Raw genomic sequence first — 24,834 nt, forward strand, 5'->3', positions numbered from 1 at the left:
GTTCCAATTAAGGATTCTCTGCCTTGTGAAGCTGATTCCGAACACGGTATTTGCTGGGACTGGCGTGAAAATGAGCCCGGAAGGCGCGGCAGAAATAAGGATAGCTGCGAAACCCGGAGGCTTCGGCGATATCTTCCAGTTTCATGTCACTGTATAGAATTCTCTCTGAGGCAATAGACAGCCTGATCTCAATGACATAACGCATTGGAGATTGCCCGAACGCTTGCTTGAACAAGTGGGAGGCTGTCGATACGCTGATGCCATAACGTTCTGCGATATGGGTCAGCGTCAGCGGCTCGGTAGCATGCTTCTCCAAATACTGCTTCATTTTGTAAGGAATGTTGAGCTCCGGCCTGGAGGCCGTCGCCGTCTGCTTCCGTATTACATATCTCTCGATAGTTAGACATAAAACTTTGATTAAAGCGTCTAACATTTCCGCATTATCCCCATGAATATTCCGCTTCTCATAGATCAGTTTTCTCCACAATGCCAAGAAGTCTTCTGCCGTATCCAGATGAACCTTGCTTGGAAAATCGTTCCGGCTGCACCACTGCTGAACCCATGCTTGGCTGCAGGTTAAGTAGTAATCGGCGCTCTCAATTGGCTGAGAGGCGTCAGCGTCTTTATCGGCCTCAACCACTAGCCGGTAGTATTCCCCTGGCTTGCGGATGATCAGATCGCCGGGCTGCACAACATATGTCTCATCGTTAATCTCGACACGGCATGTTCCTTTTACCTGGAACCGCAGGAGCAAGCGATTGTCAGCTGTGCCCTTTTGCAAGGAGCCGGTGAATGGTGATGTATGATGAGAATAACCGGTCAACAGGCAATCGATCCACGATGAATCTATCATTTGCTGCCACCTCCAAGTGAGTAAATTATTACTACTATCATAAATGTTGCAAAATAAGTCAACAAGCAGAGAATCGGATATTCACATCTAAATCAATTGTCACTATACTGGGGATTAATTAAGTAAAGGAGATGGTAGTTTGTTAAAAGATAAGATTGCGGTTCAATTGTATACGCTTCGCGAGGAATGCCATGTGGATTTCCCTGGAGTTCTTCGTAAAATAAGTAAAATTGGCTATGGCGGTGTACAGTTTGCGGGCTTTCAAGGCTATGACCCGCAGGAACTCAAAGCGGTTTTGGACGAAGTTGGATTGAAGACCGCGGGCATGCATGTTGGTTTCCATGACATTGTTACGAACACAGGCAAAGTGGTCTCGCACGCCAGGCTGTTCGGCACGCGGGATATTATTTGCCCAAGTATTCCCGCTGAGCTGCGAAATGAAGGCGGATACAAACAACTGAAGAAAGATTTGAATGGTATTGCGAAGCATTTGAAGGGCGAAGGCTTCCGAATTAGCTATCACAATCATGCTTTTGAATTTGAAACGGTGATAGAGGGGCAGGACGCGCTTTCATACTTACTTGAGGCTGCTGTAGACAATGAAATCCTCGCAGAGTTGGATGTATATTGGCTTCAAAAGTGCGGTTTTGAGCCAGCATCATTCTTCAAACCATATGCGGGCAGGATGCCGATTGTCCATATGAAGGATATGACCGCAGACGGTGAGCAGGCATTTGCGGAAATCGGTACAGGATTGATTGAATTTGAACCGATTATTCGCTGGGGAGAGGAGAACGGAGTCGAGTGGTACGTAGTAGAACAGGATGTTTGCAGAACAACACCGATGGGCTGCGTGCAAACTAGCTTTAGCAATCTATATCAATTAATGTCCAATTTGCAACCGAATCAGTTCGGTGAAGACTGAGAACGCGACTGCCGAAAAGGCGAACCTCAGTGAGCTGCGAATCGAACAACCGGAACAGCTTTGCTTGCTTTTTTTGTAGAGAGAGCTCAGTTCTTCCGAACATCAAACCATCCGGCGCTTCTCAGCTGAAGCGCCGGATGGTTTGCCCGTTGTGGAAAGGGCCGGCAATGCGGATATGCTCATAGGGCTCGCCCTGGTTGGCGAGGCGCCACAGCATTTTCTCAGCCGCTTTATATCCGGTCTCCCTGATCAGAAGCTGGGGGCGGCTTAAATGCGGCAGCGCCGCCACCGGTCCATTGGCCAAGCCGACTAGGGAGATATCCTCCGGGATGCGATAGCCGAGGGAGGTAAGACTGTCGTACAGCCTTACGATATCTTCATCGATGGCGGCAATGATTGATGTTGGTTGGCTGCTGCGCAGCTTGTCAATCAGCATGCACTCGTCCCAAACGTCCGTTATATGCAGTTCTGCGTCATGATCCAACTGAAGCTCACCCATCATTTCCTCAAACGCCTGCCATCTTCTTGTATACCCTCGCTGGCTGTGAATATCTCCTACGTACATAATACGGGTATGGCCAAGCTGCGCGAGCCGGTCCACGGCCAAGCAGACGGCTTCGAACACATCCCAGATTACGCTGTCGATTCGGGAAAGCGGTCTCGGATAATTAATCAGCACCTTGGGTAAAGGCAGCTCGAACAGCATGCGCTCTGTGGAGTTCGAGAGCAGTCGGGGTGCGATGAACAGACCGTCGGCCGTCGGCAAATTGCGCTGCTCCATCCAGTCCGAGAATGCGTGATCCGGCACATCCTCATCCAGCACATAGCTTTCCAGTCGATGCTCCAATTGATCGAGCCTCTCTCTTATCCCCTCTGTCAACAATACGTTGTAATTCATAGATTGCCGAGACTGTATCAATACAAATCGAAATTGGAAGGTTGGATAGGGCGTGATGCCGCGGCTGACCATCGCACGTGCCTGAGATACAGTCAAATAGCCGCGTACGAAGGCTGTTCGGATAATGCGGCTTCGCGTTTCCTCTGACATGCCGGCTCGTCCGCTCAGCGCTTTGGATATGGTCTGAATCGAAATACCAAGTTCTTTGGAAAGATCGTGCAGAGTAATCGATTTACGAGTTCCCAATTTCAAAACCGCCTTCCTCTTTTCTCCGTGTGGTTAGGGGATGCGATCGTAAAGCCATTGTCCACGCTAACGCTTGACAGCTCTATTTTAAACTAAAGTTGAACTACTTTAGAAGTCCCCCGACTCCTATAATGAAAATACTTTCAGAGGAGGGGTTAAGTGTGAGAAAAATAGAGACGGATATTGTGGTATGCGGCGGAGGGCCGGCGGGGATTAATGCGGCGCTGGCAGCTGGAAGGAGCGGGGCGCGAACACTTCTAGTTGAACGATACGGTTTTCTTGGGGGCATGTCGACTACAGCTTTGGTCTATCCATGGATGACCTTTCACACGATGGATGGCAAGCAGGTCATTGCCGGAACGGCGCAGGAAATTGTAGACCGCTTGATGGTCGAGGGGGCTTCGCCCGGTCATGTTCGCGATACGGTAGGCTTTGTAAAGACGATCACCCCTTATGATCCTGAAGTGTATAAGGTGTTAATCATTGATATGCTGCGCGAGGCGGGTGTGAAGGTGCTGCTGCACAGCTTCATGGACGAAGTGCAGACCAGGGACGGCCTCATTGAAACGGTACGATTGGCTACCAAGTCCGGGAAGTACGAAATTTCGGCATCGCAGTTCATCGATGCGACAGGGGATGCCGATCTTGCCTATCTGTCAGGTGCGCCGTGCTTGCAGGGACGCGACAGCGACAATTTGACGCAGCCGATGACGATGAAGTTCCGAATGAGAGGCGTTGACCTGGCGAGAGTTAAACGGTATATGATCGACCATCCGGACGAGTTTTACAAGAAGACGCCTTTCGATGAGCTGGAGGAACTGCCATTGACCGGCGTATTGGGTTACTTCAAGCATTGGAAGGAGGCTGACCTGCCCATTAACAGAGACCAGGTCCTTTTCTTCACAGGTCCGGGACCGGACGAAGTGCTTGTCAATACGACTCGTGTTCAAGGGCTGGATGGAACTGAATTGGAGGATTTGACGGAAGGAGAGGTGCAGGGCAGGAAGCAGGTGCGCATGGTCGCGGATTTCATGACCCGCTGCTTGCCAGGCTTCGAGAACGCTTCCATCTCTTCGGTCGGAGCGCAAATCGGCATACGAGAGAGCCGCAGAATAGACGGCTGCTATTCACTCCAAGTACAGGATGTTGTAGATGGACGCGCGTTTGATGATTGCATTGCACGAAGCGGCTATCCCATCGACATTCACGATCCGTCCGGCAAGGGCGTACAGGCCGCATGGGTCAAGGGAGACGGGGCATACGATATTCCTTACCGCTGTTTGCTGCCAAAGCGGATTGACAATCTGCTCGTGGCAGGCCGCTGCATTTCGACGACGCATGAGGCGCTGGCAACGACGCGTCTGACACCTAGCTGCATGGCGACGGGACAGGCTGCCGGTACGGCGGCAGCAATTGGATGGGAGCAGGGTATATCACCGGGAAAAATCGACATTGGACAGCTGCAGGAGCGTCTAATTCAAAATGGCGCGCTGCTGCGCAGTGGGCAGACTGTATAGCTCGCATCCGCCAGCGAGATAACGGCCAAATTCAATTGAAGAAATAAATGGAACATGGTAGACTTTTTCATAAGGTCGCCTCGTATCGGAAGTTTGTTGGAAAACAAACATTCTACCGGATGAGCGGCCTTTTTTTTTACCGTGTGATAGTATATGTTTGCGCTTATAATCTGTCAGGAGGAGTCGGTGAAATGAAGCGGTATATTTCGATACGAGCCAAATTTATAACCATGTTCGTTCTGCTCATCACCATTCCATTCCTGATTAGCGGAATCAGCACTTACAATAACTTTGCGGAGGAAACCGAAAAAAACTCCAGAGCGTACTCCATGCAAATTATGAATCAAGTGAAAATTAATTTGGAAAATACGATAAAAGGTGCGGACAGAATAACGGTGGCTCCCTTGTATAACGAAGATGTGCTGCGTATTTTGGAGAAGCACAGTTATGAAGAACCAGGCGAGGAGAAGCTTATTCCGTCGGCGGAAATTACCAAAATGGCAAGAGTAGCAGCTTCGCTCACATTGGATCAGCCTGGAATTGAACGAATGATTTTTTTTACCCGCGACGGTATTATGTACAGCGTTCAAGAAAAACTGACACAGCGTTATTGGAACGAGAAAGGAAATGGCTGGATGCAGGAGGTGTTGGATGCTGAAGGAAGGCTTGTCATCATCGAACCTCACGAGACGACTTATTACAAACGATCGGAGCGGGTAATTTCCGCTGCCAGAGCATTAAATCACCCTGCAACGGGGCAAAGCATCGGGGTCGTCAAAATTGATTTTAACATGAAAGAGCTCGAAGCGTTATTGTCAGAAGTATGGCTCAGCGACAACAGCCAGTTTTACTTGACAAAGGATAACGGCGAGCTGTTATTTCCGGATGGACTGGTTAATTTCCCGGATACCGGTCCGGGGGACGGAACGATAGATTGGAATGACCAGACTTATATGTACACAACCATGCACTCCAAATCAACGAAAGTGAATATTCACGGACTTATCCCGATGGCCGATTTGCAACGGGGAGGCAAGGAAATCGTCGGATTTACGATCCTCATTTCAGTAATATCGCTTATCATTGCCTATTTGCTTGCGATCTTTACGTCAGAGCGGCTGGTCAGGCCGATTCGTTATCTTCAATCGCGCATGCGGCGGGTAAAGGACGGGGCTTTCAGCGAACGGGCAGATTTGAGCTTGATGAATCGCGATGAAATTGGGCAATTGGCCCAGGGTTTTAATCTGATGGTGACGGAAGTGGAGCGGCTGGTCAAGGAAGTATATGAAACGAAGCTGCGCGAACGCGAAGCCGAGCTGTCGGCTCTGCAAAGCCAGATTAATCCGCATTTTCTGTACAACACGTTGGAATTGGTAAGCATGCAGGCGCTGAAGGAGAGAAATCTCGAAATCAGCGACATTGTTGCCAGCTTGGGGAAAATGCTGAGATACACGGTTGACAAGCAGGAACGGCCGGTGCAATTGAAGGAGGAGATACGGTTCGTTCACGCCTATTTGCAAATTCAGTTATCCAGACATGGCGAGAAGCTGTGTTCGGAAATGTATGTGGATCCGTCCTTCGAATCTTGTCTTGTACCAAAGCTGCTGCTTCAGCCGCTGGTTGAGAATGCATTGGAGCACGGAATGGGGAATAGAGGATTAACGATAACGATTAGGGCATCCGTGCTGGATCAGGATTTGCTCCTGACTGTACAGGATAATGGGGTGGGGATGCCGACGCAACGTTTATTGGAGGTTCGCGAGCAGATGTTGTGCAAGCCGGAGCGGGACGGCAGCCGTCCAAAGTTTGGAGACACACTTAAAGGCTATGCCATCAAAAATATTCACCATCGCATTCAACTGCTTTATGGCGTGGAATACGGCTTAAGCGTGGAGAGCGATGAGGCTTCCGGAACACTATGGAGAATCCGGCTGCCATTACGTTGGGGGGAATTAGAATGTACAATGTGATGCTGGTAGAAGACGAGAAGAAAATTCAAGAAGGGTTAAAGATAATGATAGAGGAAGTGATCGGCAGTTACAGGGTAACCGCAGAAGCGGAGCACGGTTTCGCTGCGCTGGAGCTTCTCAGAATGCAGTCGGTGGATTTGCTGATCACGGATATCCGTATGCCCCAGATGAACGGAATCGAGTTATTGCGGCATGTCCGGGGGGGGTATCCCAACCTTCCTGTATTAATCATCAGCGGGCATGAAGATTTTACTTATGCCAAGGCGGCGATGCGTCACAATGCGTCGGATTACATCCTGAAGCCGGTGGACCGGATTGAGCTTTCCTATTTTCTATTGAATTTGAAAGCGCGGCTGGACCGCGAGCGGGCGGTAGAGATGCCTAACGCCGAAGCAGCCCATGAAGATCTGACGATTCGAAGAGTGAAGGAACTGGTCGCCTCTTGTCTGGATCAGGATGTTTCACTTCCATTCATCGCGGAGCAGGTGCATTTGAATCACCAATATTTATCCACATTGTTTAAAGTGAAAACCGGGCAAAACTATTCTGATTATGTGACGGCCTGCCGGATGAGTAAAGCCAAGGAGCTGCTGACCCATACACATCTGAAAATATACGAGGTCGCAAACCTTTGCGGCTATGCCAGCGCCAATCACTTTATGGCCGTGTTTCGGCAGCATTGCGGAGCGAAGCCTACCGAATATAGAAAAAGGCCGCTGAACTAAGGCTGGTTAGATCATTGAGCACAAAACAAAACAGATGCTATAAATATCGTAGCTTTTCTCGAAATTGCGTTGTTTTTCACTGACAGGCTGACTTGTATACTTGTTATTAAGCGCTTCCAATTGGTGCAGAGACTTCATGTATTGCGACAGAATGATTGCATTCGGATATTCGGGAGGTGTAAGAGGAAATCTGGTCTGGGTTTTATTGGAAGCGCTTACAGTGAGACTGCAAGAGAAGAGCAAATGAAATGACATGAAAGAAAGGATGTGGTGGATAATGACTATTCGTACAAAAAGATCTACAGCGTTATTATTAATCCTAAGTATGCTGTTCACGGGTTTAATGGGCTCGAGCCGTGTGCAGGCCGAAGCCGAGGCGGAGTCTGCTAACCGGATCGTATTCGAGGATTTCGAGAACGTCGCTCCGGACGATTACAATGTTGAGGCGGAACCGCCATTCGCTGTTCACGTCATGGAGACGACGAGCACAACTGTCAAGCTGCAGTGGAATCCGTTGCCAAGCTCTGATGTTAGCCAATATGTGATCTACAACGGCGACAGTCCTGCGGTTTCCGTAAGTTTTTCCACCTATGATGCGAATGGCGGTCTATATAGCGCGCTTGTGTTCAATCTGGAGCCTAGCACCGAATACGCCTTTACCATAAGAGCGCATACGACGACTGAGTTGACCTCTGTGCCGAGCAATGAGGTGATCGTATCCACACCGGCACTTAGCGGTGCTTCAGCAACCCCGCTGACGGTCGCGGGTTATCGGGCCAGCGGCAGTGATTCCAATATTCCGGAGTATGCCATTGACGGCGATATTCAGACAAGGTGGTCGGCGTATGATGACGGGCAATGGATCGAACTGGATCTGGGCTCGGAACAGCTGGTTTCTTATCTGGGAGTTGCTTTCTACCGGGGAGACAATCGCCGTAAGACCATTGATATTGAGGTTTCGAACGACCAGACCAACTGGACCCGCTTATACAGCGGCGACAGCAGCGGCACGACGACGCAGGTTGAAGCCTTTGGTTTTGAAGCCTCCACTGCCCGTTATGTGCGGGTTGTCGGGCGCGGAGCAAGCGAATGGACAAGCATAACGGAAATTCAGGTTTACCCTCCCCATGTGGACGGGGTTATATTAAGGGATGTGGAGATTCCACCAACAGGACCGGATCCGGATTCCCCAATTCCGACAAAAGCTGGTCTCTATTATGCGGATGGCACACCGCATGTGCCGCATGAGGCTCAGGCAGTGACTGGTTCTACGTATAATGTCTTGGACTTCGGCGCCGATCCTGCCGACAACGGAATTGATGACGCTCAAGCTATCCGGGCTGCACTGGCTGCAGCGACGCTTGGGGACGAAGTTTATCTTCCGAACGGACACTATCAATTAACGAGCACAGATATGGACGGAGTTACCCATTTCATTATGAAATCCGGCGTGCAGATGCGCGGCGAGAGTCAGGATGGCGTTCTGCTGGTCTCCGACCATGCTAATGAACAGGAAGAATATGCTACGGTTGAAGGCATCGTATTTCGCATGGCTGGACAAAACAATATTAAGATCAGCAACATGACAGTTACATCCAGCTGGGACTTGAATTATTCAACGAATACGTCGGTTGCGAATCCGGATCGGGGCGGACCTAAGCAGGTGATCATGATTACCGCCGCTTCCGGCAAACCGTCATATAACATTACGCTGGACAGTCTAACGATCGAGAAGTTTCAACGGATCGGCGTTGTCATTACGAACAGTCATGATGTCATTGTGGAAAATTCGCTTTTTCGCAACGCGACGAACTTAGCCGAGGGCGGAAATGGATATGGCGTGTCCATCGAAGGCAAGTCCAAGGAAAGTCGGCTCGGCAGAGAGGACGATTCTCGGTTCAATGTCGTTCGCAACAACGAGTTTATCGGTCCCTATCTGCGTCACGGAACGATGGCGCATTCTTACACGCATAACAATCTCATTGAAAACAACTACTACTTGAACTCGGCATTAGACGCTATTGATTTCCATGGAGAAGACGAGTATATGAATGAAGTAAGCGGCAACCATATCGTTGGCGGCGGCGAAGCGGCTGTCGGCGTTGGCAATCCGGGCGCTACACATGATGCCGCGGGACCAGGCAATTATATTCATAACAATTTAATCGAGAATGTGAAACGGTATGGGGTACAGGTGTATTTGGGATCTCCGGATACGATTATCGAGAATAATACCATTACCGGATTTACGAACGCGGGGAGCCAGGGAATACGTCTGAAAAATGCGCCCGGAACGATAGTGAAGGGCAATCAGATCGTGAACAATACGGCTCCCGACTTCTGGGGCATAATTGCCATGAAAGACGATGGCGATCCGACCAACGCCGGGAATGGCGCAGGAATACCCGAGAATATTGTCATTCAGGACAATCATGTTACGGGGAATACGAATGGCGTTATGATCTCGCACGGTACGAATATTCGTCTCTTTGGCAATGAGATCAGCGGAAATAATGGGACGGATTATGAGAATCAAGTGGCGGTTTCCGAGCTGCTGTCGGCAACCAAGGCGGCAAGTGTACAGAAAAATGCTCAGAACGCCCCGGTTACGGATCTCTTACAGATTAAGGGTGGAGAAGATAGCGAATCGGCGAGGAGCTATCTGCAATTCGATCTGAATCCCATTGAAGGCAAGCTGGCTACCGCCTGGCTCTATGTTTATGGACAGGCGCTGGAGAGCCCTGCTGGAGAGACGGGAGCTGCAACTTCTCTCTATGCAGTGGACAGCAATGACTGGGACAGCGATACAATGCAATGGAATTCGTACCAGTCTCCGCCAGAGCTGGGCGAGAAGCTCTCGACTGTGCAGCTGAATAATAACGGCGAGAATGTCTGGTATGTATTCGATGCGACTGTGCTCTTGCAAGAACGGCTGGATGGAGATCGGACGATATCGCTTGCTTTTGCCCAGGATGCCGATCAAATCGGTTACTTGACGCAGCTATATAATGGAACCGACTCCAGCTATAGGCCTTACCTGCGGGTTGAAACTTACCCTCCCGTCGAACTTGCGGCCGTAGCGGTAAAGGCGGATCGTTCGCAGCTGGTGCCGGGCATGACTACCCAACTGCATGTGACCGGCACATACAATACAGGATCGGAGGCTTCGTTGGAAAATGCGGACATATCTTTCATAAGTCTGACGCCGGATCTAGTGACTGTTGATCATACGGGCGTGGTTACCGCGCTTCAAGCTGGAGAAGCTACATTGCAGGCAGCTGTCGTCTTGGATGGCGTTGCTCGCACTGGAACGTTCGTTCTTAATGTAACCAATAATCTAGCGATTACTGCGCAGTTGTCGGTCGACTCCACGTTGGGTACAAATACAAAAGATAGAGTACTTGACGGAAGCTTGGAAACCCGCTGGATATCAAACGGCTCCCAAGCGCCTTATCTGATGCTGGACTGGACAACGGAGCAAACGATCAACCAAGTGAAGCTGTGGAGCGGACATGTGCCGGTTATAGGCTCGGCCAACTGGCATGTCAGAGATTTTGATCTGCAGTTCTTGGAAGACGGAGAATGGAAGACGATAGCCGAAGTCCGAGATAATGATCAGGACGCTTTTTGGGGTCAGTATACGATGTTGAATTTGGAAAATCCCATCGTGACGACTGCCGTGCGCTTCCATTTTGTCCGTCCGTCATGGGGCAATGGCAATTCGAATGATATGATGGCCAGAATCAATGAGGTGTTTGTCGGCTTCGTCAACGATTAGGAACCATCTCGGCCTAAGTCCTTGTCACGCGGGCTTAGGCCGAATTTCTGTTATATACCTGATTCTATTAAAGTACTCGAATTTACATAGTTTTTCTCGATTTCGTGTTATTTTTTCTGGGAGCCATCAAATTTATACTAGTAATAGAAAGCGATTACAAACATTGAGAGGGGCATAAAGATGAAGAAATACGGGTTAATCTTGCTGTCTGTTATATTGCTGCTCGGCTTGCTGAGCGCATGCGGAGTAAATGGAAAGAACAATAATGGCGCCGCAAAGGCAAACAAGGAAAATGCGAACAATACGCCGAGTGCGGAAGTGGCTGCTGAATCAAAAGATCCTGTGGAGCTTGAGATGTCCGTTTGGGGCAGCGATGCCCAGGTGGCATTGTATGACGAGCTTGCTGAGGAATACAATAAGCTCCATCCGAATGTGACAGTCAAAACTACCGTGATTCCGTGGGCGGACTACCAGCAGAAACTGGCGATCATGGCAGCGACCAAAACTTCGCCTGATATCGTATGGATCTCAGAGCGCATGATTCCGCAATTTATGAATGGGGGCCAGCTGCTGGATATTTCGTCCGTGAAAGAGGATGCGGCTTATGCGTTCGATGATATACTGCCATCCACGCTCACTGCATTTGAAAAGGAGGGCAAGCTCTACGGCATTCCATTTTCTACGCCGCCTCAGGTCGTTTTCTACAATAAAAAGCTGTTTGAAGCGAATGGATTGAAGTCGCCAATGCAGCTTTATGAAGAGGGCAACTGGACTTACGATGAGATGGTCAAAGCGTCCGAAGCGATATCCAAACCGCAAGAAGGGGTATACGGCGTGAAGTTCATACAAAGTTCCTCCAACTGGTCCGATAATCTGATTCCATTGATTTGGGCGATGGGCGGCGAAATCTTCAACGAAGACACAACGCAATTCGCTATGAACACGCCGGAGACGGCCAAAGCGATCAATCTCTTTAAAGGGCTGATCGATAAGAAAGCGCATCCAAGCATCGGCGAGCAGTTAACTTTCGATACAGGTAAGCTTGGTATGGCGTTTGAGAACGTTACCCGTACAAGCGCTTACCGTGACAAAGTCGATTTCGAGTGGGATATTGCTCCGCTTCCGAAAGGCGACCATGGCGTCACGGTGCCTATCGGCTTTGGAGGCTATTCGATCTTCAAAGATGCAGAGTATCCGGAAGAAGCATTGGAATATTTAAAATTTATTAGTAATAAGGAAAATGCAGCAAAAGTAGCCCAGTTTTTTGTGCCGCAGAGAAAGTCTGTCCTTTACTCCGATGAGTATCTTAACAAGTTCTCGTTCCCGACTGTTGAAACGATGAAAGTGGCTGCATACGATCGGTTGGCCGAAGGTGAAATCCGGCCTTCCCATCCGAACTGGGTCAAGATTGACGAGCAGGTGACATTAAACCTGGACGCGATTTTGCTCGGTTCCAAGACAACCGAGCAAGCGTTGAAAATTATGGAAGACAGCATTAATCCTCTATTGAAGTAACCCTCCTGAACGGTGGAGTATTGCGAGATCGCCATATGAACAATAGGGCGATCTCGTATATTAAAGAGAGGGTTTCGTCATATTCACAACAGGAGGTAGGCGCAAATGGCCGGAGGTAAGCCAGCAGGTTTAGCAACTATGAAATCAAAAGAAATGTGGGCGGGATATTTGTTTATACTGCCTATTGTGGCGGGATATTTAATCTTCCTGTTTGGCCCGATCGTTTACGCTTTCGTGATGAGCTTTACGAATTGGTCGTTATTTGGGAATAAGGCGTATATTGGTTTGGATAACTATATTTACGCCATGCGCGATGATCCCGTCTTTTGGGATACGGTCGTTAATACTATATATTTCTCTGCGGGTTTGGTCCCGCTGAACATTGTATTATCGCTTTTGCTGGCCATGCTGTTGAAACGGAAAATATGGGGCATTGGTTTGTTTCGGACTGCGATCTTTACGCCGGTAGTCGTTTCCCTCGTGGTTTGGGGGATCGTATGGAAGTTTATTTTCTCTACGGACGGCGGCTTAGTCAATCTGCTGATCCGAACGTTTGGCGGAACGGAGATTCCCTGGCTTTTCTCGGAAACTTGGACGATGCCTACCGTTATAGTGGTCAGTGCGCTTAAAGGTGTGGGCATGAACATGGTCATCTTCCTGGCCGCTTTGCACGATGTGCCAAAGGATTATTACGAGGCTTCCAAAATTGACGGCGCTTCGCGCTGGGAAACCTTTAAATCCATTACACTGCCAATGATTACGCCAGCCGTATTCATGGTAACGATAATTACCGTTATCGGTTCTCTTAAAGTGTTCGGACAAATCTATGTGATGACAGGCGGAGGTCCGGGAACAAGCACGTACGTGATGGTCTTCTACATTTTCAAACAAGCGTTCCGCGCCTACGAATTCGGTTATGCATCGGCACTGGCATTTATTTTGTTCAGCATTATCCTGATTCTGACTTTGATACAGTGGAAACTAAGAAAGAGATGGGTACATTATGAACAATAAAAAGATAACATCCAACCTTGCATCCTATCTGGTTCTAACAATCGTATCCCTCATCGTGTTGTTCCCTTTTTTTTGGATGGTCAGCACATCCTTGAAGACGGAATCAGAGGTGTTTCTATTTCCCCCCCAGTGGATACCCGCAGCTTGGGAGTGGATCAATTATATTCGCGTGTTTACGGAGATGCCGTTTCATCTCTACTTTTTTAATAGTATGTATATCGCGGTGCTCGTCACGGCAGGCACTTGTTTATTGTCCGCATTGGCAGGCTATGCGTTTGCCAGATTGCACTTTCCATTCAAAAACGCGATCTTTCTGTTCCTGCTCAGCGGGATGATGATTCCCACCGAAGTTACGGCCATTCCTTTATTCAGCTGGATGTCAAACCTCGGATTCATCGATACGCATATTCCTCTGATTTTTCCGCCAATGCTTGGATCGGGAGGGATGTTTGGAGTATTTCTCGTACGTCAGTTTCTAATTACTGTTCCTATTGAACTGGATGAAGCAGCCAAAATGGATGGGTGTTCGCCGTGGCGCACGTTCAGGTCGATTATGCTCCCGATCGCCACACCCGCATTGGCAACCGTAAGCATCTTTACATTTATGAATAGCTGGAACGAGTTTTTTGAACCGCTTATTTATTTAAATACGAAGGAATTGTTCACGCTGCCGATCGGCTTATCCATGCTGACTACGGATGCCGGAGTGGACTGGCCGCTGCTGCTTGCCGCTTCGACCATAGCAACAGTCCCGATTCTGCTCGTTTTCTTCCTGGCTCAAAACAAGTTTATTGAAGGCATTGCCAATACGGGCTTGAAATAATGCGTTTTCTCCAAAAAGGACTGATACCTAATATACATGCAGTAATTTTCACATGCGAACGTCAGCCTAATAATGGACTGACGTTTGTATTTTGCACATAAAATGCCTACGGTTAACACAACTCTGATCCTCAAGATGATAAGTTCTTTAATTCTAGCAAGTTGATTCTCCCCTTAATTGATGACGAAACACAATCCCCGTGTCATACCGATCAATACAGCGTTATAATTAATATCCCGTACATGCTCATAGCTAAGGATGCGATGACATCAGGCACAGCATAATGAATAGACAGTTTTGAAATTTCGACTATAAACCCCCATGTTACATTAGAGTCAACTAGGTGGAGTACACCTAATGAAACGATACTATTCGATTGGCGAGATGGCTAAGTTGGGCCATATAACGATTGCAACACTCCGACCGACATTATGATCAAATCGGCTTACTCACCCCAGCTAAAGTCGACCATGACATCGGATATCGATAATACTATGCGGGTAATGAATTAATTGTATTTACTAATGAAGTTTTTCCGGGAATGAACGATAAAGCGGTTTCCCTTTTTTCCGAAGGTGATACCGCGCTCTTTAACAATGTTGTAATCAAGCACTTGAGTAAGACTAAAATGCTAGATAGCGTTGTTCGCAGCGAAATATCCCATCATCATTGTCATCACGACTCCATGAGTACCAATAGCAGACAACGAATTTTGAATCAGAACACATCTTTTTTACTAATGGGACACTTCCTTATCAGGCATTATTTTATCATGAAAGTAGTTGAATTTATTTTGTGTGCATAACGAAAGTTTTTTTCGTAAACCACTTACAAAAATAAAGCAAATATATTATAATTACAAACATAGAAGAAAGCTTGTAGGCCGCTTTACATAAAAATGATTTTCAAAGGGAGCGTTTGAACATGGGAGAACTTAAAACGATTATCGAAAAACGTCGTTCGGCAGTGAATTTTGTGGAAAATGTAGCGATATCGGAGGAGGAGCTTCAGCAGCTTTTTTCACTAAACCGCTTCGTTCCTTCGGCCTTTAATTTGCAGCACAGCCACTACATCGTGGCGACATCCGAGGAAAGCAAAGAAAAAATCTATGAAGCTTCCAAACAATATAAAGTAAAAAATGCTTCTGCGGCCATCATCGTGCTTGGTGATACGAAGGCGCACCTTAATGTTGGAGAGCTGAACGCAGGGATGCTCGCGCTGGGCATGATGAGCAAGCTTGATTATGATCAGGAAAATGAAAATGTGATTCAGTTTTACGAATCGCGCGGCGAGCTGTTCCAGCGGGACGATGCGATTCGCAATGCGAGCCTGTCTGCGATGCAGCTGATGCTGATCGCCAAAGACCAGGGCTGGGATACATGCCCGATGATTGGTTTTGACGCGGATAAAGTGCAGGAGCTGTTTGAAATCCCCGAGCGTTATGTGCCGGTTATGCTCATAACACTGGGCAAAAGCGATCCGAACAAAGAGCGCCCGCGCGGCTACCGCAAGCCCGTTAATCAATATGTGAATATGAATGCTTTTCATTCTCCTGATACTCACTGAAATCAATAATCTCAACCCTTCCTGTTCATGCGAAAAAGCTGCCTCCACTAAGGATGCAGCTTTTTTGCGTGCAGTTATACTAGGTGGGTATGCAGACCAGAGCTATTCTGCTGTACCATGCTTAGCGTTTATTCAAGGCCAATCTCATTTTGCGATTCAGATTCAAGGGTGGAGGAACGGCAGCGTGCGAATGTTGCAGAGAACACCGTTGCTGAGAACACCGTTGCTAATACCACTGTTACTGAGAACACTTTTGTTTAAATCACCCTTGATTAGACCGCGCAGCAGCTTGGGAACGCTCACACTATTTTGGCGGACTGAGTTTCCGCTATTCTGGCTTTTGACCCGGTTTCAGGCCGTACGCGGACAGGAAAGCCGCTATCACCGTCATTATCCCGTCAAAATGGTCATTTGCATCACAATAGCGGCTCCTGAGTCCGCCACTTGTGCCTTAACCCATGATTCGGTTGAAATAGCGGCTGCTGTGTCCGCCAAATCTGTCATTGTGCAGGGAGTTACCTTTGCCTAAGCTTCGATCTCCTTCTCCTGAGGCTGCTTCGTATAATACAGGCGGAACACCAGGTCCTGATTATGGTTGCCGAAGCCGGAGCCGAACAGCGTGACGCCGCCAATATGCTCGGCATTTTCCTCTACGGCGATGCGGAACGTCCACTGGTTGCTGCGGATATCAATATCGTCAATCGTCACATCGGACAGTTTAATGCCATCCATGAAGGTGCCTTCCTTCTTCACGATCAAATGCTTGAGCAGCCCATGCTGATTGACGCTTTCGAACCACCATGGCGGATTAAGCTTGCCTTTGCCCCCAAAGTCGCCGGGGCTCGTCCACATGCCAACCTTCATGCCGTTGAAAAAGAAGCTGATATCCGAAGGCCAATTGTTGTTCGTGAAAGGGGCCTCCGAGGAAATTTCCATTGAAATTTCGAGCTGCTCCGGATTTTCGCTCCCAAGCATGTAATTAGGCATCTTGTATTCAATATACCCTTGCCCAAACCACAAAATTTTCGCATTCAGCCGCTCTGGATCAAGAAAATGCCTCGGATCGTCGAATATGCCGATGATGGAATCCCTCGTACAAATGCCGCAGGTTGGCGAAATGTCCAAATCGGTAAAATGGCCAATCGAAATATCGGTTCGCCGCACCTCGCGAGGAATCACATCCTTGATTGGAAACATGATTTCCAAATTATCGATGCTGAGCGAGCAAACCTTCTGCGCTGCCCCGCCTTTGCCGGGCGTCATCTCCGAGTGAATAATGTTTGCTTTCTCCAGCTTCTTGACATGCATCGTCATAATGGCGCTGCTAAGCCCGAGCGCTTCGGCAAGCTCGCGAATATTCATCGATTTGTGCGATAGAAGGTGAATGATTTGGATGCGGACGTTGCTGGATATAGCCTCGAATACAGGCAAATATTGTTCGGAAAGTTCTATTTTCAACGTGGCGTCCTCCGGAAATTGAAATATTAATGAATATGTGAATAACACTGATTGTGACTAATGATACATGATTTGGCCAAAACAGACAAGGAAACGCCTTCAAACAGGCATAATCTGGTTGACAGCGGCGTAAAGCTGTTGATATATTAACATCGAAGGAAGTAAGTAATATATTTATGAATAATTAACAAAGGGGTTTTGATTATGATGGAGCAGCAGATCCAAGCCGAGCAATCTTTCGTCAATCCTATTATACCGCAGCGTGCGGATCCATGGGTATATCTCCATTCCGACGGCTACTACTATTTCACGGGTTCCGTTCCGGAATACGACCGCATTGAGCTTAGAAGAGCGCGCACAATCCAGCAGCTGGGGGAAGCAGAGCCAGTTGTCGTCTGGCGAAAATATGCCGAGGGACCGATGAGCGCGAACATTTGGGCGCCGGAGCTGCATTTTGTTCAGGGCAAATGGTATATCTACTTCGCTGCGGCACGGACGACGGAGACAGTTGAGGGGCTGTTCGACCATCGCATGTTCGTATTGGAAAATGAATCACCCAATCCGCTCGAAGGCCAGTGGGTTGAAAAAGGGCAGCTTGTCGCCAATTGGGAATCGTTTGCGCTGGATGCGACAAGCTTCGAGCATAAGGGCACGCAATATCTCGTCTGGGCGCAGAAGGATTTGGCGATCGCAGGCAACTCTAATTTATATATTGCGGCGATGAGCAATCCTTGGACGATGAGCGGCAAGCAGGTTATGATTGCTCAGCCCGAATACGAATGGGAGAAAATCGGCTTTTACGTCAATGAAGGAGCTGCGGTGCTGAAGCGTGGCGGGACGATATTTATTAGCTATTCGGCCAGCGCAACCGATCACCATTATTGCATGGGACTGCTGAGCGCTTCCGAGGACAGCGATTTGCTCGACCCGGCTTCATGGAGCAAGGCGCCGGAGCCTGTATTTGTAACGAGTGAAGAGAACGGGCAATATGGACCTGGACATAACAGCTTTACGGTGTCGCCGGATGGCAAGCAGGATATTTTGATTTACCATGCCCGCAATTATAAGGAGATTACAGGGGATCCGCTTTACGATCCGAATCGCCACACGAGGGCGCAAGTATTCGGCTGGACAGCGGATGGTAAGCCTAGCTTTGGCGTCCCGGTGCGGGACGGCAAGTAAGAAGCTGGCTGAGCGCAAAGGAATTCCAAAAATCAAACAAATATAGTTGACAATGTAAGCGCTTTGAACTATTATCGTAAATAATAAAAACATTAATGATTAATACATATATTATTAATGTTTGTGAAGCAATAGGATTAATAAGGCGCGATACAACGGTTGAAAGGCGATTTTGACTTGCAAACGGATGTGTCGCGTGAGTCAGCACTGTACTTATACCATCATGATGCAAGGCAACTTTTCGAAATTGTGAATACGTTTTCATTTTATGGAGGAGGGTTTGAGGATGAAAAAAAGTTTACTTGCAACAATGGCAGCGACGATTGTGCTGGGGGGTGTTATCGCGGGCTGCAGCAGCAATTCGCAAACAGAAGGAAGCACCGAGACTGGGCAGGGCGGCACGAAGCAAATCAGCTTCATGTTCCGCGGCGGACCGGAGGAGCAGAAGGCGTATGAGGCGACGGTCAAGAAGTTTGAGGCCGATCATCCTGATGTAAAGGTGAAAATCATTACGACAACGGGTGACCAATACGCGACGAAGCTGAAAGCAGCCATTACGGGCAAAAGCGTGCCGGACGTCTTTTATTTTGACCCAGGCGATTTAAGAGCTTATGTGAATGCGGGAGTATTGAAAGATATTACGGAATACGTGAAGGATGTCGACTTCGATAACCTATGGAAGCGTGGCGTAGATATTTACCGCTATGATGGCAATAACGTAGGCCAGGGCAGCATCTATGGCTTGCCGAAGGACGTGGGCCCGTTTGCGCTCGGCTACAATAAAGACATGTTCACAGCGGCTGGAATCCCGTTGCCGGATAAGGAAAAGCCGTATACATGGGACGAATTCATCAAGGTCAATCAGCAATTGGTGAAGGATACGAATGGCGATGGCAAAATCGATCAGTACGGAACGGGCTTTAATGTCAACTGGGCGCTGCAGGCCTTCGTCTGGAGCAATGGGGCAGACTGGCTGGACGCAACGAATACGAAGGTGACGATTGACGATCCGAAGTTCGCGGAGGCGCTGCAATATTTTGCCGATATGCAAAATGTTTATAAAATTACGCCATCCATTGAAGATGCGGCGACGCTTGATACGTATCAGCGCTGGATGAAGGGCGAGCTTGCCTTTTTCCCGGTAGGTCCATGGGATCTTGCGACGTATGAGACGCTGCCTTTCGATTATGATTTGATCCCTTACCCTGCTGGCTCGACCGGCAAATCCGCGACCTTCCTTGGCTCGCTTGGCATCGGCGTATCCAGCGGCTCGAAAAATCCGGAAGAAGCGGCACAGCTCGTAACGTATCTGACCGCATCGCCGGAAGGCATGCAGCAGCTCGTTGATGCGAAGGTGCAAATTCCGAACCTGATTGATATGGCGGAAAAATGGGCCGCAGACACGACGACGAAGCCTGAAAACAAAGCTGAATTCCTCCGTATCGTAGAGGATTACGGCAAGCCAATGCCTAACACGCTGACATACAACTCCGAATGGTATCAGCTGTTTTTCACCGATATTCAGCCTGTGCTTGATGGCAAGGTGACAGCAGCGGACTACGTGAAGGCGGAGCAGCCGAAGATGCAGAAGCTGCTTGATAAAGCGGTTGAGCAGGAAGCGAAATCCAAGAAATAATGGTTGCAAGCAGAAGCTAATCTCAGTACCGGAAGGACGGAGGACAAGCGAAGCACGGTCCTTGGTTTTCAAGGGGCAGCTGCAAAGAGTGCCTGTTCCTCTGGCTTCCGGTCATTTTGAGGGGTGAAACATGAAAGTAAGGTCGAATCTTTACCGGAAGGAAGGCTATTACGGGTATTTATTCGTGCTGGCGCCCGTTATCGGCTATCTTTTGTTTACGCTGTACCCGCTGCTGTACTCCCTATATGGTTCTTTTACCGATTGGGATGGGCTCGGGCAGATGACGTTTATTGGGCTGGACAATTTTAAAGATATTCTCGCCGATGAGCTTTTTTATAAAGCGAGCTTTAATACGATTTTTATGATGATTGGTATTCCAATTGAAATTACATTAGCGCTGCTGCTGGCGATGGGCCTGAATCGGAAAATGTTCGGCACGACAACGTTCCGGGTCATTTATTATGTGCCGGTTATTTCTTCGCTTGCAGCGGTATCGATACTGTGGCAGTGGGCTTATAACGGCGATTATGGTCTGGTGAACCAGTTTCTAGCGCTGTTTGGCTTTGAGGGCCCGAACTGGCTCACGGATAAGTATACGGTAAAGCCTGCTCTTATATTGATGATGATCTGGAAAAATATTGGGTATTCCATGCTGCTTTATTTGGCTGCGCTGCAAAGCGTACCGAAGGATTATTATGAAGCGGCGCAATTGGACGGCGCGAATAGCTGGAAAATTTTCTGGAACATTACGTTCCCGATGGTGAAGCCTGTCACGTTCTTTATCGTCGTAACGAAAATTATTGGGGGAGCGCAAATTTTCACTGAGGTTAACATTATGACGCCGACGGGCGGGCCGGAATACAGCTCCGCAACGGTCGTTTTCTATGTATGGAAGAAAGCGTTCGAGAACCTGCAGATGGGCTATGCCTCGGGGATGGCGATGCTGCTGGGACTGTTTATTTTCGTCATTACGCTCGTGCAGTTCCGCATGAATGAACGTTCCTCGAAGGATATGGAATAAACTTGCCGGCAGGAAAGGAGTGAAGCCTGACTTATGCTATCGTTAAAAAGATTCAATCTGACCGATTTGCTCGCTTTTATCGTCATCAGTATCGGTGCCGTCTTTATGGTTGCCCCGCTGCTGTGGACGTTGTCGACCTCCTTCAAGTCGAAGGCGGAGGTTTTTGCGCTGCCTCCGGTATGGATACCGGAAACGTTCCATTTTGAGAAGTATATCGAAATTTGGGAAAAGGGCCCGCTGCTGAGCGGTATTCAGAACAGCCTGATTATTACGGTGTGCGTGACGATTATCGGCACATTCACCTCAAGTCTGGCGGCGTTCGCCTTCGCCAAGCTGCGTTTTCCTTTCAAAAATATGATTTTTCTGCTGCTGTTATCCGCCTTAATGATTCCTTACCCGGCGGTCATGATTCCGCAGTTTATTCTGTTCTCTGAATTTGGCTGGGTCGATACGCTCAAGCCGCTAATCGTGCCGGGATTATTCGGCAACATTATGATGATCTTTTTTCTGCGGCAGTATTTGACGAGCGTGCCAGGGGCGATTATCGAAGCGGCAAAAATAGATGGCAGCTCGTATTTCGGCATTTTCTCCAAAATCATTTTTCCGCTTATCCGTCCAGCTGTGGCGGCACAGCTTATTTTATGGTTTATGGCGGTATGGAATGATTATTTGGCGCCGATTATTTATTTGAATTCGCCGGAGAAGCAGACGCTCCAGCTCGTCATTGGAATTTTAACGCGACTTATGCGATTCAGACCGATTATGCGCTTATTATGGCGGCTTCGTTCATTGCGCTGCTGCCGATGCTTATTATTTTTCTCGTATTCCAGAAGCAAATTATTGAATCGGTTGCCATTTCTGGCGTGAAAGGTTAGAGCCGCCTATGAAACGATATTTTTTAACGATAACGGCAGTTGCTACGGTTTGGCTGACCGGCTGCTCGGGCGAGGAAGTGGTTTATCCGCAGGCGCCGCCTAGCTACCCGATGTATGATACAGCGAATATAGACAATGAGCAGGGCTGGAATATAAGCAATGTGCATGATCCTTCTATTATTAAGGAAGGGGATACGTATTATATTTTCTCCACGGATGTTAAGGTCGGAGGAGCGGCAAAACCAGGACTTATGGTCAGAAAATCGAAGGATCTCATGAACTGGGAATGGGCCGGCTATGCGCTTGATGGTGTTCCAGCGGAAGCAGAGGCGTGGACGGGGGCAACGGGCATGTGGGCGCCAGAGGTGGCGAAGCTTGGCGACCACTTCTATTTATATTATTCCGCGTCGACCTTTGGCTCAAATCGCTCGTTTATTGGGGTTGCAACAAGCGATTCACTGGAAGGGCCGTGGACGGATCAGGGAGAAGTCATAAAGACGGGGCCTGGCGACGAGCCGAATGCCATTGATCCTAATATTGTGAAGGATGCCGAAGGCAAGCCTTGGTTCGTGTATGGTTCTTTTTTCGGAGGCATCTATGTATCTCCACTTGATCCGGCTACGGGCAAGCTTAAGGAGCAGGGCTACGGGACGAAAATCGCGGCTCGCGCTGCCTCGGAATCGGGAGCAGTGGAAGGTCCCTATATGATTTATAATGCTGAGCTCAAGCAATATTATTTGTTCGTTTCCTATGACTCGCTCAGTCAGGATTATAATGTGCGGGTAGGACGCTCGGCGTCGATAACAGGGCCTTTTCTCGATTCCCTCGGCAGAGATATGCTGGATACCGCTTATGATCCGACCTTCGATGTCGGCAACAAGGTGATGGGCGGCTACCGGTTTGCGGAAGGAGAAGGCTGGATTGCTCCCGGCCACAATTCGATACTGCAGGACGGCGATAGCGATTATATCGTTCATCATGCTCGCCCAGAGCAGGATTCGAACTGGATGTACTTGCATGTGCGCAAGCTGCTTTGGACTGGCGATGGGTGGCCGGTGGTGTCGCCTGAGCGATATGCGGGGGAACAACTGCAAACGATACCTAAGAGCGCGCTTACGGGCACATGGGAGCGCATTGTGCACGAGAAATATATAGATGGGCCGCTTGATTCAGAAGCGATTGAGCTGAGAAAAGACGGCAAGATCGGCGCTGAAGAATCAGCAAATTATTGGGAGTTTGATGGCGAGCATACGGTGCGCCTGTATTTTCAAGATGAGGATCAGACGAAGGCGGGGATTGAAACGGTGCTGGTGCTGCCAGCATGGGACTCAGAGCTGAACAAGCCTACGCTAGTATTTACCGGAATGGATGACAAAGGGCTCGCAGTCTGGGGAAAACAGATCAGATAGCAGCCACTCGCGCTGTGCAGCCTGCGTTTAATTGCGGAAATATCACTATAAAATTGGATAGCGGCACCCATCAAATGGGTGCCGCTGTTTGTGTATCGTATATTTAACCGGGCCTTCAGCAACATGAATGGCCGTTATATCCCTTGTTAATCTTGCAAGACAGCATAATCTTGCCTCGTAACCTAACTCCAAAACAACGGAAGCCCTACCTCTCTTCCATCCTTGCGGCTCCTAGACCGCGCCAGTGTGAATCAAAGCTCGTACAGCACGAACGTGAGAATTCAGAAATGAACAGAAAAGAAAATCCAGAAAAGAAGATCAAAACTGTGGAAAACATTGAATCTCTAGGAGGGATATTTGGGGGTTAAATATAACACATCAAAGATCATTATAGCCTATATGAAGAACAATTGCAAGAGGGGCGAAAAGATACCTATATATGTATGACTTTTGCCTATCTGGTTACGCTACTTTAAATACAAAATTCACAAAGTTTGTTCCACTCCCCGGGTAAGAACAAACAAATGCAGGAGGCGAAACCTTTTATGCAAGATTGGTTGGAAATTACGCTGCGAACGTTGTCCTCGGTCGTTATTTTGTTTGTCATGACCAAGCTATTGGGCAAACGGCAAATTTCGCAGCTGTCGTTATTCGAGTATATTACGGGGATTACGATGGGGAACATTGCTTCGTACATTTCACTGGATCTCGATAATGAATGGTATTTGGGTATTGTAGCCTTGCTCGTATGGGTCATTGTGTCCGTAGGCTTCGAGTTTGCTACCATGAAGAGCAAGACGCTTCGCAACTTTATCGACGGGCAGGGAACCGTGCTTATCCGAAGAGGAAAGCTGCTGCGAAAAAATTTGCAAAAGGAGCGTATGACGCTCGATGAGTTTCTAGAGCAGCTGCGTAAAAAGGATGTCTATCGGATGGCGGATGTGGAATTTGCTATTATGGAGCAAAGCGGTGAAATTAATGTGCTGCTGAAAAAGGAACAACAGCCGCTGACCGCTGATATTCTCGGCCTTCAAGTAGAGCCGGAGGCGGAAGCGACTACGATTATTATGGATGGCAAGGTGCTCAAGAAGTCGCTCCGAGAGTCAGGACTTGATGACAACTGGCTGAACAAAAAGCTGCGCGATCAGCGAATCGAGCTAACGGACATCTTTCTGGGTCAAGTCGATGATCAGGGTGAGCTGATGATTCAGACGGGCACCAAATCCATTGAGCCAGCTAAACCGACGAACCCCAAATCACAGCTGCTAAGTATAATGAAGCAATTTGAGGTGCAATTGCAGCTTCAGGATCAGCTGTCCTTAAATGAAAAGGATAAATCTGATTATCAAAGTGCGGTAAACAAGCTGCAAGCGCTTATCGATAAGAAATAAGCCGGACAGCAGCTGACGCAAAGGCATACATT

The 24,834-nt window shown here is 48.4% G+C and carries 17 protein-coding genes and 1 pseudogene; 15 read left to right on the forward strand and 3 right to left on the reverse strand.

The window, feature by feature from the left end; genetic code table 11:
* Positions 1–7 precede the first annotated feature (7 nt).
* The gene (locus tag AC50X8_RS14120; RefSeq protein ID WP_494880145.1) at positions 8–853 is read right to left on the reverse strand and encodes a helix-turn-helix domain-containing protein; all 846 of its coding nucleotides are present in this window, start codon (positions 851–853) and stop codon (positions 8–10) included.
* Between the two features lie 139 nt (positions 854–992).
* Between AC50X8_RS14120 and AC50X8_RS14125 the strand changes: the two genes are divergently transcribed.
* A complete protein-coding gene (locus AC50X8_RS14125) occupies positions 993–1,778 on the forward strand; it encodes a sugar phosphate isomerase/epimerase family protein (RefSeq protein WP_494880146.1) in 786 nt (261 codons plus the stop codon).
* Between the two features lie 121 nt (positions 1,779–1,899).
* Here the strand turns inward: AC50X8_RS14125 and AC50X8_RS14130 are convergent, their stop codons facing one another.
* Positions 1,900–2,928, reverse strand: a complete 1,029-nt coding sequence (locus AC50X8_RS14130; RefSeq protein ID WP_494880147.1) for a LacI family DNA-binding transcriptional regulator — start codon at positions 2,926–2,928, stop codon at positions 1,900–1,902.
* Positions 2,929–3,053: 125 nt separating this feature from the next.
* On the opposite strand from AC50X8_RS14130, the gene AC50X8_RS14135 reads away from it, so the two are divergent.
* From AC50X8_RS14135 to AC50X8_RS14170, 8 genes are all read left to right on the forward strand, one after another.
* Positions 3,054–4,439, forward strand: a complete 1,386-nt coding sequence (locus tag AC50X8_RS14135) for an FAD-dependent oxidoreductase (RefSeq protein WP_056042953.1) — start codon at positions 3,054–3,056, stop codon at positions 4,437–4,439.
* Positions 4,440–4,630: 191 nt separating this feature from the next.
* Positions 4,631–6,409 carry a cache domain-containing sensor histidine kinase gene (locus AC50X8_RS14140; protein WP_056042951.1) on the forward strand — a complete coding sequence of 593 codons (1,779 nt, stop codon included), beginning with the start codon at positions 4,631–4,633 and terminating at the stop codon, positions 6,407–6,409.
* Positions 6,397–7,134 carry a response regulator transcription factor gene (locus AC50X8_RS14145; RefSeq protein ID WP_056042948.1) on the forward strand — a complete coding sequence of 246 codons (738 nt, stop codon included), beginning with the start codon at positions 6,397–6,399 and terminating at the stop codon, positions 7,132–7,134. The genes AC50X8_RS14140 and AC50X8_RS14145 overlap by 13 nt, the downstream gene beginning before the upstream one ends.
* Before the next feature lie 277 nt (positions 7,135–7,411).
* Entirely contained in the window at positions 7,412–10,912 is a 3,501-nt protein-coding gene (locus AC50X8_RS14150; protein WP_494880148.1) for a galactose-binding domain-containing protein, read from the forward strand.
* A gap of 180 nt (positions 10,913–11,092) precedes the next feature.
* Positions 11,093–12,427 carry an ABC transporter substrate-binding protein gene (locus tag AC50X8_RS14155; RefSeq protein ID WP_494880149.1) on the forward strand — a complete coding sequence of 445 codons (1,335 nt, stop codon included), beginning with the start codon at positions 11,093–11,095 and terminating at the stop codon, positions 12,425–12,427.
* A gap of 105 nt (positions 12,428–12,532) precedes the next feature.
* Positions 12,533–13,441 carry a carbohydrate ABC transporter permease gene (locus tag AC50X8_RS14160; protein ID WP_235533329.1) on the forward strand — a complete coding sequence of 303 codons (909 nt, stop codon included), beginning with the start codon at positions 12,533–12,535 and terminating at the stop codon, positions 13,439–13,441.
* Positions 13,431–14,264, forward strand: coding sequence for a carbohydrate ABC transporter permease (locus tag AC50X8_RS14165; protein ID WP_056042941.1), 834 nt, complete (start codon positions 13,431–13,433; stop codon positions 14,262–14,264). Before AC50X8_RS14160 ends, AC50X8_RS14165 begins: the two co-directional genes overlap by 11 nt.
* A 924-nt stretch (positions 14,265–15,188) precedes the next feature.
* Complete coding sequence (locus tag AC50X8_RS14170) at positions 15,189–15,830, forward strand: nitroreductase family protein (protein WP_056042939.1); 642 nt, start codon at positions 15,189–15,191, stop codon at positions 15,828–15,830.
* Between the two features lie 525 nt (positions 15,831–16,355).
* On the opposite strand, the gene AC50X8_RS14175 is transcribed toward AC50X8_RS14170, so the two are convergent.
* Positions 16,356–17,288, reverse strand: a complete 933-nt coding sequence (locus AC50X8_RS14175) for an ArsR/SmtB family transcription factor (protein ID WP_494880150.1) — start codon at positions 17,286–17,288, stop codon at positions 16,356–16,358.
* 207 nt (positions 17,289–17,495) lie between these two features.
* Between AC50X8_RS14175 and AC50X8_RS14180 the strand changes: the two genes are divergently transcribed.
* The 6 genes and pseudogenes from AC50X8_RS14180 to AC50X8_RS14205 all read left to right on the forward strand — a co-directional run bounded on the left by AC50X8_RS14180 (position 17,496) and on the right by AC50X8_RS14205 (position 24,802).
* Positions 17,496–18,470 carry a glycoside hydrolase family 43 protein gene (locus AC50X8_RS14180; protein WP_494880218.1) on the forward strand — a complete coding sequence of 325 codons (975 nt, stop codon included), beginning with the start codon at positions 17,496–17,498 and terminating at the stop codon, positions 18,468–18,470.
* Between the two features lie 286 nt (positions 18,471–18,756).
* Positions 18,757–20,106, forward strand: a complete 1,350-nt coding sequence (locus AC50X8_RS14185) for an ABC transporter substrate-binding protein (protein ID WP_494859242.1) — start codon at positions 18,757–18,759, stop codon at positions 20,104–20,106.
* A gap of 130 nt (positions 20,107–20,236) precedes the next feature.
* Positions 20,237–21,127 (forward strand): carbohydrate ABC transporter permease, encoded by an 891-nt coding sequence (locus AC50X8_RS14190; protein ID WP_056042933.1) that lies wholly within the window; start codon positions 20,237–20,239, stop codon positions 21,125–21,127.
* A 33-nt stretch (positions 21,128–21,160) separates the two neighbouring features.
* Positions 21,161–22,002, forward strand: a pseudogene (locus AC50X8_RS14195) (carbohydrate ABC transporter permease).
* Between the two features lie 29 nt (positions 22,003–22,031).
* Positions 22,032–23,411: an arabinan endo-1,5-alpha-L-arabinosidase gene (locus tag AC50X8_RS14200; RefSeq protein ID WP_494880219.1), complete on the forward strand. Its 1,380-nt coding sequence runs from the start codon at positions 22,032–22,034 to the stop codon at positions 23,409–23,411.
* Positions 23,412–23,956: 545 nt separating this feature from the next.
* The gene (locus tag AC50X8_RS14205) at positions 23,957–24,802 is read left to right on the forward strand and encodes a DUF421 domain-containing protein (RefSeq protein ID WP_056042929.1); all 846 of its coding nucleotides are present in this window, start codon (positions 23,957–23,959) and stop codon (positions 24,800–24,802) included.
* The last annotated feature ends 32 nt before the right edge of the window (positions 24,803–24,834 follow it).

The sequence above is a fragment of the Paenibacillus sp. JT22N15 genome, assembly GCF_059383755.1.